This is a genomic window from Paenibacillus sp. FSL H3-0310, from assembly GCF_038002785.1.
Taxonomy (GTDB): domain Bacteria; phylum Bacillota; class Bacilli; order Paenibacillales; family Paenibacillaceae; genus Paenibacillus_AQ; species Paenibacillus_AQ odorifer.
On sequence record NZ_JBBODC010000001.1, the window covers coordinates 3,825,914 to 3,841,208 of the forward strand.

General features: G+C 46.6%; 13 protein-coding genes. All 13 read right to left on the reverse strand.

Annotation, left to right across the window (positions count from 1 at the left end; genetic code table 11):
* Positions 1 to 17: 17 nt before the first annotated feature.
* Positions 18 to 800 carry an ABC transporter permease gene (locus MHH63_RS17345; RefSeq protein ID WP_036689373.1) on the reverse strand — a complete coding sequence of 261 codons (783 nt, stop codon included), beginning with the start codon at positions 798 to 800 and terminating at the stop codon, positions 18 to 20.
* Positions 797 to 1,618, reverse strand: a complete 822-nt coding sequence (locus MHH63_RS17350) for an ABC transporter permease (RefSeq protein ID WP_076191374.1) — start codon at positions 1,616 to 1,618, stop codon at positions 797 to 799. The genes MHH63_RS17345 and MHH63_RS17350 overlap by 4 nt, the downstream gene beginning before the upstream one ends.
* 49 nt (positions 1,619 to 1,667) lie before the next feature.
* A complete protein-coding gene (locus MHH63_RS17355; RefSeq protein WP_076280250.1) occupies positions 1,668 to 2,840 on the reverse strand; it encodes a serine hydrolase domain-containing protein in 1,173 nt (390 codons plus the stop codon).
* Positions 2,841 to 2,983: 143 nt separating this feature from the next.
* Positions 2,984 to 3,382 (reverse strand): hypothetical protein, encoded by a 399-nt coding sequence (locus MHH63_RS17360; RefSeq protein WP_076280946.1) that lies wholly within the window; start codon positions 3,380 to 3,382, stop codon positions 2,984 to 2,986.
* A gap of 161 nt (positions 3,383 to 3,543) precedes the next feature.
* Positions 3,544 to 5,100 carry an extracellular solute-binding protein gene (locus tag MHH63_RS17365; protein ID WP_076130137.1) on the reverse strand — a complete coding sequence of 519 codons (1,557 nt, stop codon included), beginning with the start codon at positions 5,098 to 5,100 and terminating at the stop codon, positions 3,544 to 3,546.
* A 57-nt stretch (positions 5,101 to 5,157) separates the two neighbouring features.
* The gene (locus MHH63_RS17370) at positions 5,158 to 7,452 is read right to left on the reverse strand and encodes a DUF4962 domain-containing protein (protein WP_341171850.1); all 2,295 of its coding nucleotides are present in this window, start codon (positions 7,450 to 7,452) and stop codon (positions 5,158 to 5,160) included.
* Positions 7,453 to 7,454: 2 nt separating this feature from the next.
* Positions 7,455 to 9,533 (reverse strand): heparinase II/III domain-containing protein, encoded by a 2,079-nt coding sequence (locus MHH63_RS17375; RefSeq protein ID WP_341171851.1) that lies wholly within the window; start codon positions 9,531 to 9,533, stop codon positions 7,455 to 7,457.
* Positions 9,530 to 10,291: an SDR family NAD(P)-dependent oxidoreductase gene (locus MHH63_RS17380; RefSeq protein ID WP_076280949.1), complete on the reverse strand. Its 762-nt coding sequence runs from the start codon at positions 10,289 to 10,291 to the stop codon at positions 9,530 to 9,532. Before MHH63_RS17380 ends, MHH63_RS17375 begins: the two co-directional genes overlap by 4 nt.
* A gap of 47 nt (positions 10,292 to 10,338) precedes the next feature.
* A complete protein-coding gene (locus tag MHH63_RS17385) occupies positions 10,339 to 12,135 on the reverse strand; it encodes a sensor histidine kinase (protein ID WP_076130133.1) in 1,797 nt (598 codons plus the stop codon).
* Entirely contained in the window at positions 12,135 to 13,166 is a 1,032-nt protein-coding gene (locus MHH63_RS17390) for a response regulator transcription factor (RefSeq protein WP_076186675.1), read from the reverse strand. Before MHH63_RS17390 ends, MHH63_RS17385 begins: the two co-directional genes overlap by 1 nt.
* A gap of 64 nt (positions 13,167 to 13,230) precedes the next feature.
* Positions 13,231 to 14,115 (reverse strand): carbohydrate ABC transporter permease, encoded by an 885-nt coding sequence (locus MHH63_RS17395; RefSeq protein WP_139329962.1) that lies wholly within the window; start codon positions 14,113 to 14,115, stop codon positions 13,231 to 13,233.
* 21 nt (positions 14,116 to 14,136) lie between these two features.
* Positions 14,137 to 15,021 (reverse strand): ABC transporter permease, encoded by an 885-nt coding sequence (locus MHH63_RS17400; RefSeq protein WP_248549251.1) that lies wholly within the window; start codon positions 15,019 to 15,021, stop codon positions 14,137 to 14,139.
* Between the two features lie 61 nt (positions 15,022 to 15,082).
* Entirely contained in the window at positions 15,083 to 15,289 is a 207-nt protein-coding gene (locus MHH63_RS17405) for a tautomerase family protein (protein ID WP_076130129.1), read from the reverse strand.
* Positions 15,290 to 15,295 lie beyond the last annotated feature (6 nt).

Sequence of the window (15,295 nt, forward strand, 5' to 3'; positions counted from 1 at the left end):
AGAGCTAAACTAATCTTTTATCCTCCGGCGCTTTTGTAACTGCGAAGCATGTATGTATAGAGCCAAATTCCGAAGGCAGCAAATAACACACAAGGGATAATCGCTATAAAAAAATAAGGTTCCCATCGGCCAATCAGTGTAGATGCTGGAAAGTAAGCAATCATGGAAACCGGAAACAGAAAAGAACTCACGGCTACGACTGCTTTAGGAAAAATCGTCCCTGGATAACGTCCAAAAGACTTAATGCTCTCAAACATCTCCGGCAAGCGGGAATTCGCTACCCATTTGAAGGAAATCGCTGCCACAATAAGCGCCACGCCGAACATAACAAGCAGCCCTGCGCCAAACAACAACAGGAACAATAACCAAGAGCCGATGGTCATCCCATCGATTCCGCTAAGTGCGTATACGAACATGATTACTCCTCCGCCTAAAAGCCCGATACTTTCGAACTCAAAAGATCTGGCCAACAGCAGAAAAAGGCTCGAGGTCGGTTTAATTAATACCACTTCCAAAGTCCCTTCTACAACATGAGACATCGTATTCCACATAATTCCGTTAAAAAAAATCCCGGCACAAGCCGTAGACAGAATAAAAACGGATTGAATCAACAGCGCCTCTTTAAAGGTCCAACCTGCAAATGAAGCATTCGAATTATAAATGAATACCGTTACTAGAGGAAACAGCACATTCCCTATGAGCATGATAAGACTATTAAGAATAAAATTAACACGATAAGTGATAGCAGAAGCAATATTCGCCTTCATGCAGGTTTTATATATTTGATACATACGTTTCATGCGCCCACCCCCGTAAAATGCTTAAGCGACACCGCATACAGCACCCGGCAGACAACTCCGGCAATAATTACCGCTATGAGCTGCAGCAATAACACTTGAGGAATAGGTAAGGTTATATCCGCTAAAGTATAGCTACCTGTATAGACCATTGCAGGAAGAAAGGCCGTGTATTGAAAGGGTAAGAAAAAGGACGCCATTTGTAAGGATTTTGGGAAAAATACTAATGGAATCAGCGATCCTGAAAATATCCCTTCGCAAAGATTAAAAAAATTACGAATACTAGAGGATTGCACCATCCAAAAGGCGACCATTCCAATACTATAATGAATGAAAAAATTCATCATAAACGCCATAGCTATCGAAAGAATCGCGTATAGTAAATTTGCAGGTAAGACATCAATATGAAAAATAAAGAAAAAGATCATAAAGCAGGGTAAAAATTCAAATAAAAGCCCAAGTACCCTATGCCCTGCCTTCTGAGACAAAGCAAAGAACATATGATTTAGCGGTCTTAACGAAAACGTAATGAATTTCCCGGTGCGAATAAGCATTTGTAAATTCCAATCGGCAAAATCCATCGTCAAATAGTTGATCAACATCGTAGCACAAAAATAGGAAAGCATTTGGGAGAGTGACATCCCGTTGATGTAAGATTCCCCGCTATAAACAGCGCTCCATATATAATACTGCACTAAAAAGTACACTGGGCCTACAAAAATAGAAACCATCGAATGCGTCCTGTACGCACTCCATTCCTTATAAGTAACAAAAGCAACCGCCCTCATAATGCGAAAGCGGTGCTTTATCATCTCAAACATAAGTCACATCCTGCCTATCTATAGATATCACATAAAAAAAGTCTTTTTCTTATTCGAGTCCGGACCAGATCACATTGTGGGTGCCAAATACCGCTCTACCGTCCCATACCCCTTTGTGAAAAGGAAGATACCAAACGGCAATCAGCTTTTCAACCGGGTCAACGAATAAGGCACAGGCCCCAGCCCCTTCGTGAAAAAAAGTGCCTTCAGAGTAAGAAGTACTCACATTATAGCGAAGGTCTGGTCCCAGTCCGTATGGTCGATCCGCTCCTGCATCTCCCCATGCGTAGTTTGGAATTTTCTCAGAATTAAACCGCTTGGTCATTCTTTGTACAGCCATACGGCTTAAGATATGACCCCCTTCGTATTCCCCTTGATTAAGCAGCATAATCCCGAACTTTTGCAGATCAGCAACTGTGGAATATAACCCACCACCAGTTTCGGGAACGTTGATTTCTTCCTCAGACCTATGTCCCGCGTCCGTAATTTCCCCGTTTTGCAGCTTCTGAAGATATTCCTTAGCCCTTTCCGAACGAATGGCGATCCTACCTGCTTTTTCTGCTGGTATATCAAAGAAGGTATCTTTCATGCCTAACGGTTTTACAATGTGGTCCATTATGTATTTTTCTGCAAAAACACCCGTTATTTTCTCGATAATTGCACCCAAGATCGCGTATCCAAACGATGAATACATCCATTGAGTCCCTACCGGAAAATGAATCCCTTTAGATAGACCGGCTTTAATCCAGTTTTCTTTTCCAAGCTCTGATTCAAAAATATACCACCATGCACTTTTATAGTAAGTATCACTTATAGTGCCAGGATCGGGAGCGATGCCAGAGGTATGAGTCAGTAAATGTGCAATGGTAATCGGCTTAAAAGGGTCGGCATCAAACTCTGGAAGAATAGAACTCACAGGCTGCCCCATAAAAATCTTACCATCATCCGCAAGCTGCCAAATCGCTGTCGCCGTAAACAGCTTCGTAATTGAAGCAACACGAAAAATTGTATCCGTTTTCATTTCCTGGGTGCTTTCTTCTTCGTAACTGAAACGACCTCCGGCAGCACTAGCAAAGATTTTCCCGTAACGACTAAGAGAATAAATATAACCATCGACTACTTTTTTATCACAGAGATCCTCATAAAAATGATTAACTACCTCTAAACGGTCCTCCCTGTAATTCACTTCGTTCAGCTTGCTAAGCTCTGTGGATGATAACATTATTCGCACTCCCCCTTATTATTCAATAAAATACATGATGCATAAATATCTTGCAATAAAACCCAAATAATTGAAAGGGTGATTTTACATATAACTATTTTATACTGCTCCAATAATTCTGTAACAGCAATGCTGTAATCTCGTTAACGGTTTGTCGTTAGAGATTTAACTAGTGCCATTCCACTAACCAGACCAAATACTATTCCATCATGTATGCTTGCAAATTTGTAGATCTCGATATTCGAAATGTTAAAATACATTACTAAAGTTGGATACATAAGCAGAAGAAAACTTGGAAGAAACACAATAAACAACAGAAGCCAATTAACAACAAAAGCTTTAGGTAATCCTTCTAATAATGCCAGATAGATTCCATAGACAAACGGGATAATAGCCGTGATCCATACAGTATTTTCTAATTGATAGTTCTTTTGTGCCTCTTCAGTGTAATGACTAATTAGCGAGTTTCCATAATGTAATAAGAGCGCCCCCACTATGATCCAGACAAGATAATATAAAAGTTTTGAATTCCGCATCTTCATGAAATCACTCCATTTCTTTTTATATAGTTCATTAGAATGTCTCCATTTAACTTACCATATAATCCATACTTTGGATATTATATTAAAGTAAACTGACCCTAACTAAAAAGGCTACCTCTCGGCAGCCCTTAATTGAATTCCAACTCCCCTGTAGGATAAGTCTATCTGCGAGGCATGGTGACGCCAGCTTTGTTGTTATATTTTTCCGTAGCTTCCTTGATGACATCGTTACCGCCCTTAGAAAGCCACTCTTCCACAACCTTCGGCCAGTCGCTGATAGGTTCCTTGCCATATACCATCTTTACCATGTGCGTCAGCAGTACCGGAGGAGCCGTGTCCGAGTTAGGTGCAATGTCTGGATTCTTCACCAAGGCATCTAGCCGCGGGTCGAACTGAATTCCGTCACGGCCTTCGTTAGCCAGAATAGTATCGTATACATTGATCAAGCTTCTACCTTCTTCTGTCATGTTAAGGACACCCTTATTATAAGTAGTATCCTGCACCATCCAGAGGAATGACTGGCGGTAGCGCTCCTCATCTATAGCGGCGGAATCCGCAGGAGAAGTGTATACGATTTTGCCGTTCTCTTCCTTATAGGTTTCGTCCTTAATCCCAAAGGTAAAGAAGGTTTCTGCCTCTTCGCTCAGCATCCAGTCAAAAAATTTCACAATATCCGCAGCATTCTTCGTACCTTCCTTAATAAAATAGGTGCGCGTGGCGGAGCCGTACAAGTAGGAGCCTCCTTTTCCATCAGGTCCCACTGGCGAAGGAATAATCTCCAGCTTGGCGGATGGCGTCGTAGCCTTCAGTTGCTGCTCCCACTGCAGAAGCTCGTTGGCATTCATCGTCCACATGCCCGCTTTGCCTGAGAGAATCGCATTTTTGTAGTTGGTCGGGTTAATGGTAGCAAATTCCTTGTTGATCAAACCCTCTGTATACATGGTGTTGTAGGTTTGTAACGCCTTCATCATATTTTCGCTATCCATAAACTTCGGCTGAACCTGGCCGTTTACTTCCTCGAACATAGTCAGATACGGAAAAACATCATAAGCGCCAAAGAAAGCATCCGCATATTTGAAGTCTTGGCGGCCCATGTACGGGTTCTCTATCCCCAGCTTTTTGAAGGCACGCAACACAGTCAAGTACTCATCGACCGTTTTTGGAACCTGCAAGCCGGTTTGATCCAGCAGGTCCTTGCGAATCCAAGTCGCCCGGCGGGAGGGATTGGACAGAAACTCCGGTATTGCATAAATTTTCCCTTGATAGGTGACGTTCTCCCAAGCTTCCTTTGGGATTACTTTCAAAAGGTTCTGGCCGTTTTGCTGCAGCAGATCATCCAAGGGCATGAACACACCAGCTTCAACAGAACCAGCCATCTCCTTGCCATTTACGCCGCCCGAACCTTGAACGACATCCGGTATATCATTAGTAGCGAACATCTGCACCATTTTCTGCTCGAACTCTTTATGAGGAACCAACACAATATCCAAGTCTGTGTTTGTCATCTCCTCCAGCTTTTTCACCCATTTGTCCTTATTCAAGTCGGGTGATTTCTCAACATAGTTAAAAGCCAGCGTCCGCATCGAGATCGAGAATTCAGTTTTCTGCGGCGTATTTGACGCGCCTCCGGCAGTCTCTTCTTTGTCCTTGTTCGAGCAACCTGCAATAACGGTAGCACCCATTACGATAGCCAGACAGATGCCAATCCATTTTTTCATAATATAACCCTCTCCTTGTACAATGGGGTGTATACGTAAAATGAAGATATCTTAAGACTAATAAGCTTTTGGGATCTCAACCCGGTGGGTAATTCCCTGATTCGTAAAGTAGACATGAACCCCATGGTCCTGATCGTCCATAAAGTACGATACGTAATCCCGGCTTCCTGCTTTTTGGGGAATCAGAAGAGTGACGATCCGATGGCTTACGGCCTCTTGAGTAGAGGCAGTCAAATGCCAATGCTCGGGCAGCCCTTCCCATTCTTTCGGATCTACATCTGTAAATTGATTGCTTTGGCTAAGTGTCATTTCTCCCGAGGAACTATAGACAAATCTGCCCTCCAACTGAGCTTTTTTACCATGTACTTTAAAAGATTGATCCTTCAGCTTCATGGGATACAGCGTATGAAACAGCCAATCCAATTTTCCCGGACGTTCCAGCTCGACACTGTCTGTGATAACGAAGTAAGCGTTATCAAAGAAAAATATTTGCCGCACATACCGCTTGATATAGGGCACATTCTCGCGGTAGGCTTCGGTGGCATCCATTTGCGTGTAGTTGATTCCGGGCGTACTATACGCCTTCAACACCTTGCCGTAGGCTGCCATGTTCTTCGACTTGTCCGTGCCAGCATATTGGCCTTTGCCGTCAATAAGAATTGCGTTCTTGGAGCGGGTCTGCCTGCGCCACTGCATATGCATCGTACTGTTGAATGCAACGTAATAGCCGCTTTCAATAGCCAAGGGCTCGCCGAAGGCATGCAGCAGGAAGGCGTTTTGATCCCCATGGCTATGGCTCACAGAGCCGTAACGGCTGCTCTTGGTCAACAGCATGATATGTTCCTGCGGATCCTCCATCCGATGATGCATGGCCACCCATCCCACATCCTGAAACCACTTCAGAGGTTCTGCAGCCACCGGTGGCTCTGAAGAAATCTGCGGATAATCTGTGCGATAAACCATCTCATCGAACCGGAAATCCCACCAGCCGTAGTTATAAAAGATCATCTGGGTGTCAGGGTTCAGTTCCTTAGTTTGCTCAAAATACCATTGGTACTGGCCATTCCCGGTTAAACCCGCGAATTGACGGATATTGAAGCCCGTTTTAAGATTGACCGGATCTCCCAGTGACGATTGATCGCCGAAGCTGGCCCTCATGGTATCCGGACTGAAGCAATAGAGCGGAAAGTCACCTGTTTTGCGAAAGAAAGGACGGTCATAGAAATTGATTGCCATGTATTTGCGAATTAGATTGAGCGCCTCCGTAACGAATGCCATCTGAGTGGTCCAATACATCGGACCTTCGGCCCACCCGCCGTCTTTGCCACCCCATGGGGTATACATGGCGGAGAAGTACTCCAGCGTATAATCAAGCCATTCCTGCGCCTTCTCCTCCTCACCCAACATGGAAATACAACAAGGTACGAGAACAGAGGATAAAGAGCGGATCGCATGGCTGTCATAAGGAACTTGATGGATGCGGGAGCGTTCGATGACATGGAATGCGATCTGCCCGGTTCTTCGCAGTAGCGCCTGCCTTACCTTAAGGCGTTCTTCTTCCGTCAGAGAGCCGTGAAGCCAATCATAGCCCCATGCCAACGCTCCGGCTATGCGAAAGGAACATTCATCGTTGTAATCCCGGCTGGTGCTACCATCTGTGTTCCAGCTTGCAGCATGAAGCAGCCACTCTTTAGCTTTGGCGATAAGCGCCTCGTCCTCCAACACAACTCCAGCTATAGCAAGATGCCGGATAGCATAGAAGACTTCCTGGCAGTCCATATACATCTGCCGCCATAGTGTGGCGACACGCTTATTATCTGGATACGGTGCAGGCTCGGGAATAAGCTCGCGCTTTGTCCAGGGTAGAACGGAATGCTTCAGGAAGTCTTCCCAGCCAGTTGAAATCGGGTCTTGGCGGACAACTTCCCGGTAAGACGGAAGTTGCTCCGATTGAAGCCAAAGCCGCGGATGGTTGGCGGAAGCAGCTGAATATCGTTCTGTACGGGAAGGCAGTGGCGTTAGCGGCAATTCATCCTCCACCACAAAAGCTCTTACTTTACTCCACTCGGAACGGATATCATTCTCCCCGATAAGACTGTATCGCCAATAATACGAGCCGGGCGCCAACGGCTTATCCGGGGTAAACAAATTATAGGGAATTCTACTGTAGGTCAACGTATCTTCAGACTCAAATTCAGTTTTTGAGGAGATCTGCAGCTCATACATGCTCTCTTCCAGACAAGCAGGCATCCAAGTAAACCGCGGAGGATTCTCTCCAACATCTATATGTTCATCTGGCCCATACGACAGGTCGAGTACGCCGCTGGTAGGTTGAAATAAAGGTTCTAACATCTCTACTCCTCCGTATTCCGGGACTTTTCCTGAATCAGTCCCGCTTTAGGGTCAAGGCAATACACCACTGCTTGCCCAGTTGTTGCTATTTGGATTCGGGGCGGTTCGCCCACCTGACTCACTAGCTTCAGTACAGCAGGTTCGTGACCGTCCCGATAAACCGTAATAAAATCAACCGACGGGCCTTTGTGCCGAAGCATAATACCTCGTAGCAATCTACTCGGGTCTTCGGCATTACCCGGTGTGCGGATTTCATACATAGTGGAGCCAGGCGCCAGTAGAGTACTCGTGGATACTTCATACTCCCGGCCGGTGCTCACTCCATCATAACGGATATTCCACTCCGTATTTAACGGGCAGTCCGTCTCATTTTTCATTGCGGACAGTACTTCTACTGAGCCATAACCAGCTTCCAGACCAAGGACTGTCGGAGAGTCCGTCTGGACACGGTGAGGGTCGAACAGTAACAGCAAATGTCCCGTCGGATGAAACCATAAGTCTACTTCCTGACTCCGCTCCGTTACTTGCTCAACATGAAACCAATCCAGCAGCCAACCGTCGGCCAATACAAGATGCCGCTCTAGAACAGCTCCTTCATATGCGCTGTCTGAACGAATCCATAAGTACGTAGCGTTGCCTTCCTGGCGAAATTGACAGCAGCTTCCGGTATGTGGAGCTTGGGAACGACCTCCGATGGTGACCGTGTTATGGCTCGCAGTTTCGGAATACCATTCCTTGCGCAAAACAGATCCATAAGGAACCATACCCAGCTCGGGAGCAACCTCGCCCCATCGGTGCATAATCGTGATATGAAGCTTGTCGAAATGTCCATGTGATCCGCCATGCTCTCCGAAATCCGCCAGCACGGACAGCGGATTGCCCGGGTGGCGGAGCACGGCGAATCCGGAATCCGGCAGTAGGACAGAGTCTCTCACCCTGTAACTGGTCTGAAGCTCCTTACTCTCACCTGCTCCATACAGCACTGCCTCCAGACCAGTCCTTAATTCCTGCCCGTATAGATATCTATAAGCATTCGCCAGTATTGGCTGGAGACTCGGGTCTTTGTAAACCGCAATACCTATTTCAAATACTTCAGCAATTTCTCGGGCGAAAGGAACGCGCGCATAAGGACCATCATGCACGGCTGGAAGCTCCCCGTTATCGCCGCTAAGCTCTGCCAGCAACTGAAACATGCCACGGATGGATTGTCCCTGTTCTCCTTTGGCAGCATAGAGGTCAATCCCGAAGCGCCCGTACATCTCGGCTGCTATGAGATAAGCCCGCAATACAAAAATATGGTAGTACGTGCTGCCTTCAAATTCAAAACCATCTGGCTTCACGCCAATGGACAGATGATGATAGAATCCGCCTTCTCCCTCCAGCAAAGAAGCAAGCTTTTCTCTGGTACCCTTGGCGGCATATACACAAGCCAGGCTAGCATTCAGCCATGCGGTATAATTGTTCTCTGCATTCTTCTTCTCGTAAATGAGGATGTGGAGGTATTGCTCCATACTCTCCTCCAGCATCGTGAAGAACACTTGCAGCTTTACCTCTTCCTCCCCAGTGAACGTTACTCCATGATCCACAAGCAGCAGATAGGCCCGAATAAGCGTAGTGGACCAGATAGCCTCTGTCAGCGCCTGATGAAAGGCACGGCCACTAAGCATCCAGGGTTGAGCATCGGGATGAACCGGATACAAAGGAAACTGCTCCGCATAACCGACAAGAATCTTCCGGGCTAAGCTGCTGTAGAATTCTTCTCCGTCTGCGGCGAATACCACGGCAGCTTGCAGGGCGTATCGCGCCATTGCCTGATGCCGGTATACCAGCCACGCTCCCCGGTAGGGTTCACCTTCCAGCTTGCAGCCCTTCGGGCAAGAAAAGACAACCGCATCTTGCTCCATAACATCGAAGATTAGCTCAGTATGATGCTGGGGACATACATATTGGTGCCACCAGCCACCAGGTTCTGTCGGGAGCAGAATCTCTTCTCTCCGGAAGGGATCCAGCTCCATTTTCAATTTATCCACCTCAAGACCAACCCAGGAAAAAGTATCTGCTTTCTCCTTAAGGTTCATCATCGCATGAACAAGCCTCCGTTAATTTCAATAATTTCGCCTGTCAGATAATCCGACAGCTCTGAAGCGAGGAAGAGTGCCACATTGCTCACATCCTGTGGAGCACCTTCCCGGCCCAGCGGAATCTTCGCAATCGTTGCCTGTCTTGCCGCATCCGCAGTAAAGGTAGCATGGAAAGCGGTCTGACCGATAAATCCAGGAGAGATAGCGTTTACATTAATCCCGTGAGGACTCAGCTCCTTGGCAAGTCCCTTGGTATAAGACCATACCGCAGCTTTGCCCGCTGCATAAATGGAAGCGCCCGGTCCGCCGCCGTCATGGGCCGCAAGGGAAGATACATTGATGATTTTACCGCTTTTCTTGGCAATCATCCCTGCGGATACGGCTTTGCAGGCAAACACGCATGATTTAAAATTGACGTCCATCACCTTGTTGTAATGCTCTTCGTTCATTTCAGTATTGGGAACCCGATTGATCATGCCGCCTGCATTGTTGACGAGAATATCGATGGTTCCGCCGAAATGCTCCTCTATTTCCTTCACCATATTGTCCAGTTGACCAGGACTTGTTGCGTCTGCCTGAAATGCATAAGCTTCTCCTCCGGCCTGACGGATCGCGTCCACCGTCTCCTCCGCAGAACCGAACAAATAGTTTACCGCCACTTTGGCGCCGGAAGCAGCCAAAGTCTCCAAGATTTGTCGGCCTATCCCTGCATTGGACCCTGTAACAAGCGCAATTTTACCAGTCAAATCAATTTTCATTGCCTATTTCCTCCTAATAGTAATTTTTTCTGAAAACATCTTTTTCCTCACTCCGCAGGCATGGATAAGATCAACCGGGTTCCCTCATTCTCCACGCTTTCGACACTTAATCCGTATTGTTCACCGAACACCATTTGAATTCTCCGGTGCACGTTCATGAGCCCGATTCCACCTCTATGATAGAGGGAGTCTCCTTCCGTATCCGCCAGCTGATTCAGATTCAGCTTCTCACGAAGCTTATCAAGCCGTTCGCGGGACATCCCTGCGCCGTTATCCTCTACAAGAACTAGAAAACGATCTCCCTCTTTTCTGGCGTCGATTCTAATATAGTGCTTGTCTTCAATTCCCTCGGGAAACGCATGCTGAAAAATATTTTCGATCAAGGGCTGAAGTGTCAGCCTGACCATCTTAGCCAGTAGCAGCGTCGGCGGAATCACTACGTCAATTTCGAACTCTCTGCCGATCCGGTGCTTGAGAATCGTCATGTAGCTCAGTACATGATTAAGCTCATTGGCAATCGTAATTTCCTCCAGATTAGTTTGGATGGAGTAGCGAAGCATGAATGCCATGGCCTCCACTATTTCTGTGATTTCATCCGAATCCTGAACGACCGCATAACATTTGATAGTTTCTAATGTGTTATATAGATAGTGCGGATTAATCTGCAGCTGGAGTGCCTGGAATTCAGCTTGATGACGCTCCAGAGCCTCCTTCTGGGTGGTAAGCTCCGCTTCGTATACCCGCTCAATCATTTCGGACAGCCGGGTCACCATGAGATTGTAGCTGCGCATCAATCCCCCCAGTTCATCCTGACGGCCGTTCATCTCAAGCCTGCGCCACTTGCCTTTTTCCGTCTCCCTCATGCCCTCCTTAAGAATCAGGATGGGCTTCGTGATGGATCGTCCGAACCAGGCTGCAAGGAGCAGTGTGCCGACAAGCGTGAGAACTCCCACCACCAGCGTGGTCGTACGAATGGTAGAAATAGGCTTGCGCAGCTCACCAACGGGTATGGATACTACAAGCTGCCATTTGGAATATTCGGATTTTCTCGACACGAACAAATACTCTTTCCCGTCTACTTTTTCCACCACAGAGTCATTTGGGTGTTGAAATACGTTCTGAATGTGCTCAGCAGATAACCCAGGGTGGTTATTATTCCCTTCCGCCCGGTAAAGGAGCTTGCCGAATTCGTCCATGATAAAATAGGACCCGCCCTGTCCCAGATCAAGAGGTTCCCATATACGGGCCAGATCCTCTGCCTTGAATTCAATGGCGACTATACCTTTGGGACGATAGGAAGAGACCCCTCTGATTCGGCGGACCATCGTAATAATGTTCTTATCCCCTTCATTCATCACATTCGTGTTGAGAATGGTGATGCGGCCGCTCTCCGGCGTATGTTCGCTTAAGAAACGGTAGCGTTCCTGAGGATGAAACTGCAGGCTATGTGCCTGATAGGAGTTATCATCGCTAATGGCCTTGCCGTGTTCACCGATGACGTACATCAGATTAATCTGGGGATACAGAATAAACAAAGAACGAAACAAATACTTCTGAATGTCATTCGTATATTGATAGTAGGAGAAGCTATCCTCCGGGTCCATATCCAAGAACTCCTTGACTTGATTGTAGGACAGGATGGAATCGCTAGCCTTTTCATAATTTTGCAAATACAGATCCGTTTGATAAGACGCACTTCTGATGACTTGAGCAATGGACTTCTCAGAAGACTTATCCAGCTCAGCCGAAGCCTGAAAATAAGAGATAAATCCAACCATGGACAAGGATAGAAGAATGACGGTCAGAAAGGAGGCAAACAGCTTGTTCGACAGACTCTTTCTCATCAATCGATCCCCAGCTGGTTGCGGTACTCCGAAGGAGCCAGCCCGGTGAACTTTTTGAACGTCTTCGTAAAATGAGGATGGTCTGCATACCCGACTTCATAGGAAATATCGGTGATCCGATAGCTTGCATCGGCAAGTAATCTTTTGGCCTTCTCCATCCTGCGTTTTATGCGGTAATGTACAAAGGTCTCTCCTGTTGAGTGCTTAAACATCTGGCTGAAATAAGAGGCATTTAGCCCAAGCACTTCCGCCACTTCTTCCAGCGATACTTCCTGGGCGAGGTGCTTTTCAATAAATGCTTTAGCTTCCTCTATCGGATCCTTCGCTTTACCCTTGCGCTTTCTACGAAGCTCTTCCAATATAGCTGCTGACGCTTCTGCGAAGCAGTGAAATAACTGCTCAGGTCCAGCTGCTGCGGACAAGTCTAACACGCTTTTACCGGGTGTAACTGAATTGACAAGCAGCTTCTTCACGAGTAAAGCATAGCCCTCTTCCAGAAGCTCTTTTTGCTGAATTCGGCTCATCTTACGCTGGAGGAAGTCAGTTTCCCATTCCTTCAGTACAAGGTACAGCCTTTCTTTATCCAAGGTCCAGATGGCATCATCCATACGCACGACCCATTCATCGAGCTTAGCGACAGAGACAAAACTCTCTAACTTCTCTCTATGCGCTTCCAGTTTGGCGATCACATTTTGAAGGTTCCCTTTGCTCACGGGTTTCAGGAGATATTCTTTCACTCCATAGGACACGCATTGGCGGGCGTATTCAAAATCCCCATAACCCGAGATGACAACAGTCTGAATATCCGTCTCCATCTCCGACAGCCGCCGGCACAGCTCCAGTCCGTCTACCTTGGGCATACGGATATCTGTAAAAAGAAAATCCGGCTGCTCCTCCATAATGAGCTGGATGGCCTCCTCGCCATTCTGGGCCAGCTTAATGTTATACGGATGCTCGCCGCATTGCTGGATCATGATAGAAAGTCCCTTTCGAATCATGGGCTCGTCGTCTACGATTAATACACATCTCATCCATGGATACCACCTTCCGATTCGTCTCGCTTAACGCGTTCCTATTCTACCACACTATGATAGATCAGGATTTGACGGATCCGACCATCATTCCTTTAACGAAATGGCGTTGAAGAAACGGATAAATCATGATAATCGGAATAGTAGCGACAATGATAACAGCCATTTTGATGCCCTCAGGTGAGGTGTGGGCCAAAGAGCTATAAACTGAGGAAGCCGGATCAATGCTGATATCGTCCGTCTCGAAGAGCTTCTTCAACATCACTTGCAGAGGCCATAATGACGGCTTGTTGATATAATACAGAGCGCTCATGTACGTATTCCAGTGCCCGACGGCGTAAAAAATCCCCAATGAGGCCATTACCGGTTTGGACAACGGCAGTACCATATTGACTATGATCCGCAGCTCGCCACACCCATCGATTCTGGAGGAATCTATCAGCTCCTGAGGCAGCTGCATAAAGAAGCTTCTCATCACGAAAAAGTTAAATGCGCTGATGGCCCCCGGAATCATAAGTGCCCATAAGGAGTTCATAAGCCCCAAATTTTTGATCAGGATAAAGTTTGGAATAAGAGGGGCACTGAATACCATAGTGAACAATACCATCATGACGATGTATTTACGTCCTACGAATTCCGGCCGCGACACCGGATAAGCGAGAGAAGCTGTCGCAATCAGATTAATGGCGGTGCCCAGTACCGTAATATAGACGGAAACACCGAACGCCCGCCAAATGGAATGATCGCTGAAAACGTACTGATAATTGATCGCGGTAAATTCCTTTGGCAGCAAGCCTACCCTGCCATTAATAATTGCTTCAGAGCTGCTAAAGGACTGGGCAATCACATTCAGAAACGGCAGAAACATAGCCAAAGCGAGAGCGGTCAGAAACAAAAGATTGAACACATTAAATAGATTCTGGCCGCGAGTATAGCGTACTCTCATCATCCCTACCTCCATAAAGAGCGATTAATACAGCGATTCACCGGTTGTTTTTTTGCTCAAAATGTTGCCGATGAGCACCAGAATGAGTCCAACTACCGACTTGAATAGCCCCACTGCTGTTGTATAGCTGTATTGCTGAGACAGCAGCCCCGCCTTATAGATATAAGTGTCCAGAATCTCCCCGTTCCCGGTATTAAGCGCGTTCAGGAATACCCATACCCGCTCGAAGCCAAGATCAAGAAATCTCCCGATATGGAGAAGGAACAAAATCATAATCGTCGGTATCAGAGACGGCAGTGTAATGGCTAAGGTTTGTTTCCAGCGCCCGGCTCCGTCTACTTCAGCAGCCTCATAAAGATCTGGGTTTATTCCTGCCAACGCGGCCAGATAAATGATCGTACCATACCCGGAATCCCTCCAGATACCGGAACTGATCAAAATCGTGCGAATGTATGAATTTTCACCAAGAAAATAAATCGGTTCAAAGCCGAAAGCTTGTAAAGCCTGATTCACAATCCCTGTTCCTGGGGAGAGGATACCCAAGGCGATACCGCTGACAATTACCCAAGATAGGAAATGGGGCATATAAACCACCGTTTGCAAAAACCGTTTGTAAAACACAAGCCGAATTTCATTCAGCAGAAGCGCAAGCAATATTGGAGCCGGAAAGGCGAATATAAGATCATACAAGCCTAGCAGAATTGTATTGCTCAAGATTCTTCCGAAATCCTGGTATTGGAACATCGTCCTAAAGTGCTCGAGTCCCACCCATTCACTGCCTGTAAAGCCTTTAAAAATATTGTAGTTCTGAAACGCAATAACTGAACCAGCCAACGGCAAGTACTTGAAAATAATAAAATACAAGATCCCGGGAATCGCAATCACATAGAGTGCTCTGAATTTCCACATGTTTAAAAGCAAGGACCTTTTCGTGTCGGCTTTGTAGTTAATAAGGTCAACCCCAGTTAACTTAGCTTTCATAACCGTTTCCTATAGGTCCTGTTTTCAGCAGGTTCGCCGGAGCATTCTCATCCAGGGGAATTTCTTGAAATTCGACGGTAATAAATCGTTCCTCCCGTTCAATAATTCGGGATAACTCCCGCGTGAATACGGTGACTATCTCCTCCTTCTGCTCACTCGTTCGGCCTTCGTACATCCTAATCTCAATATGTGGCATCGGCTT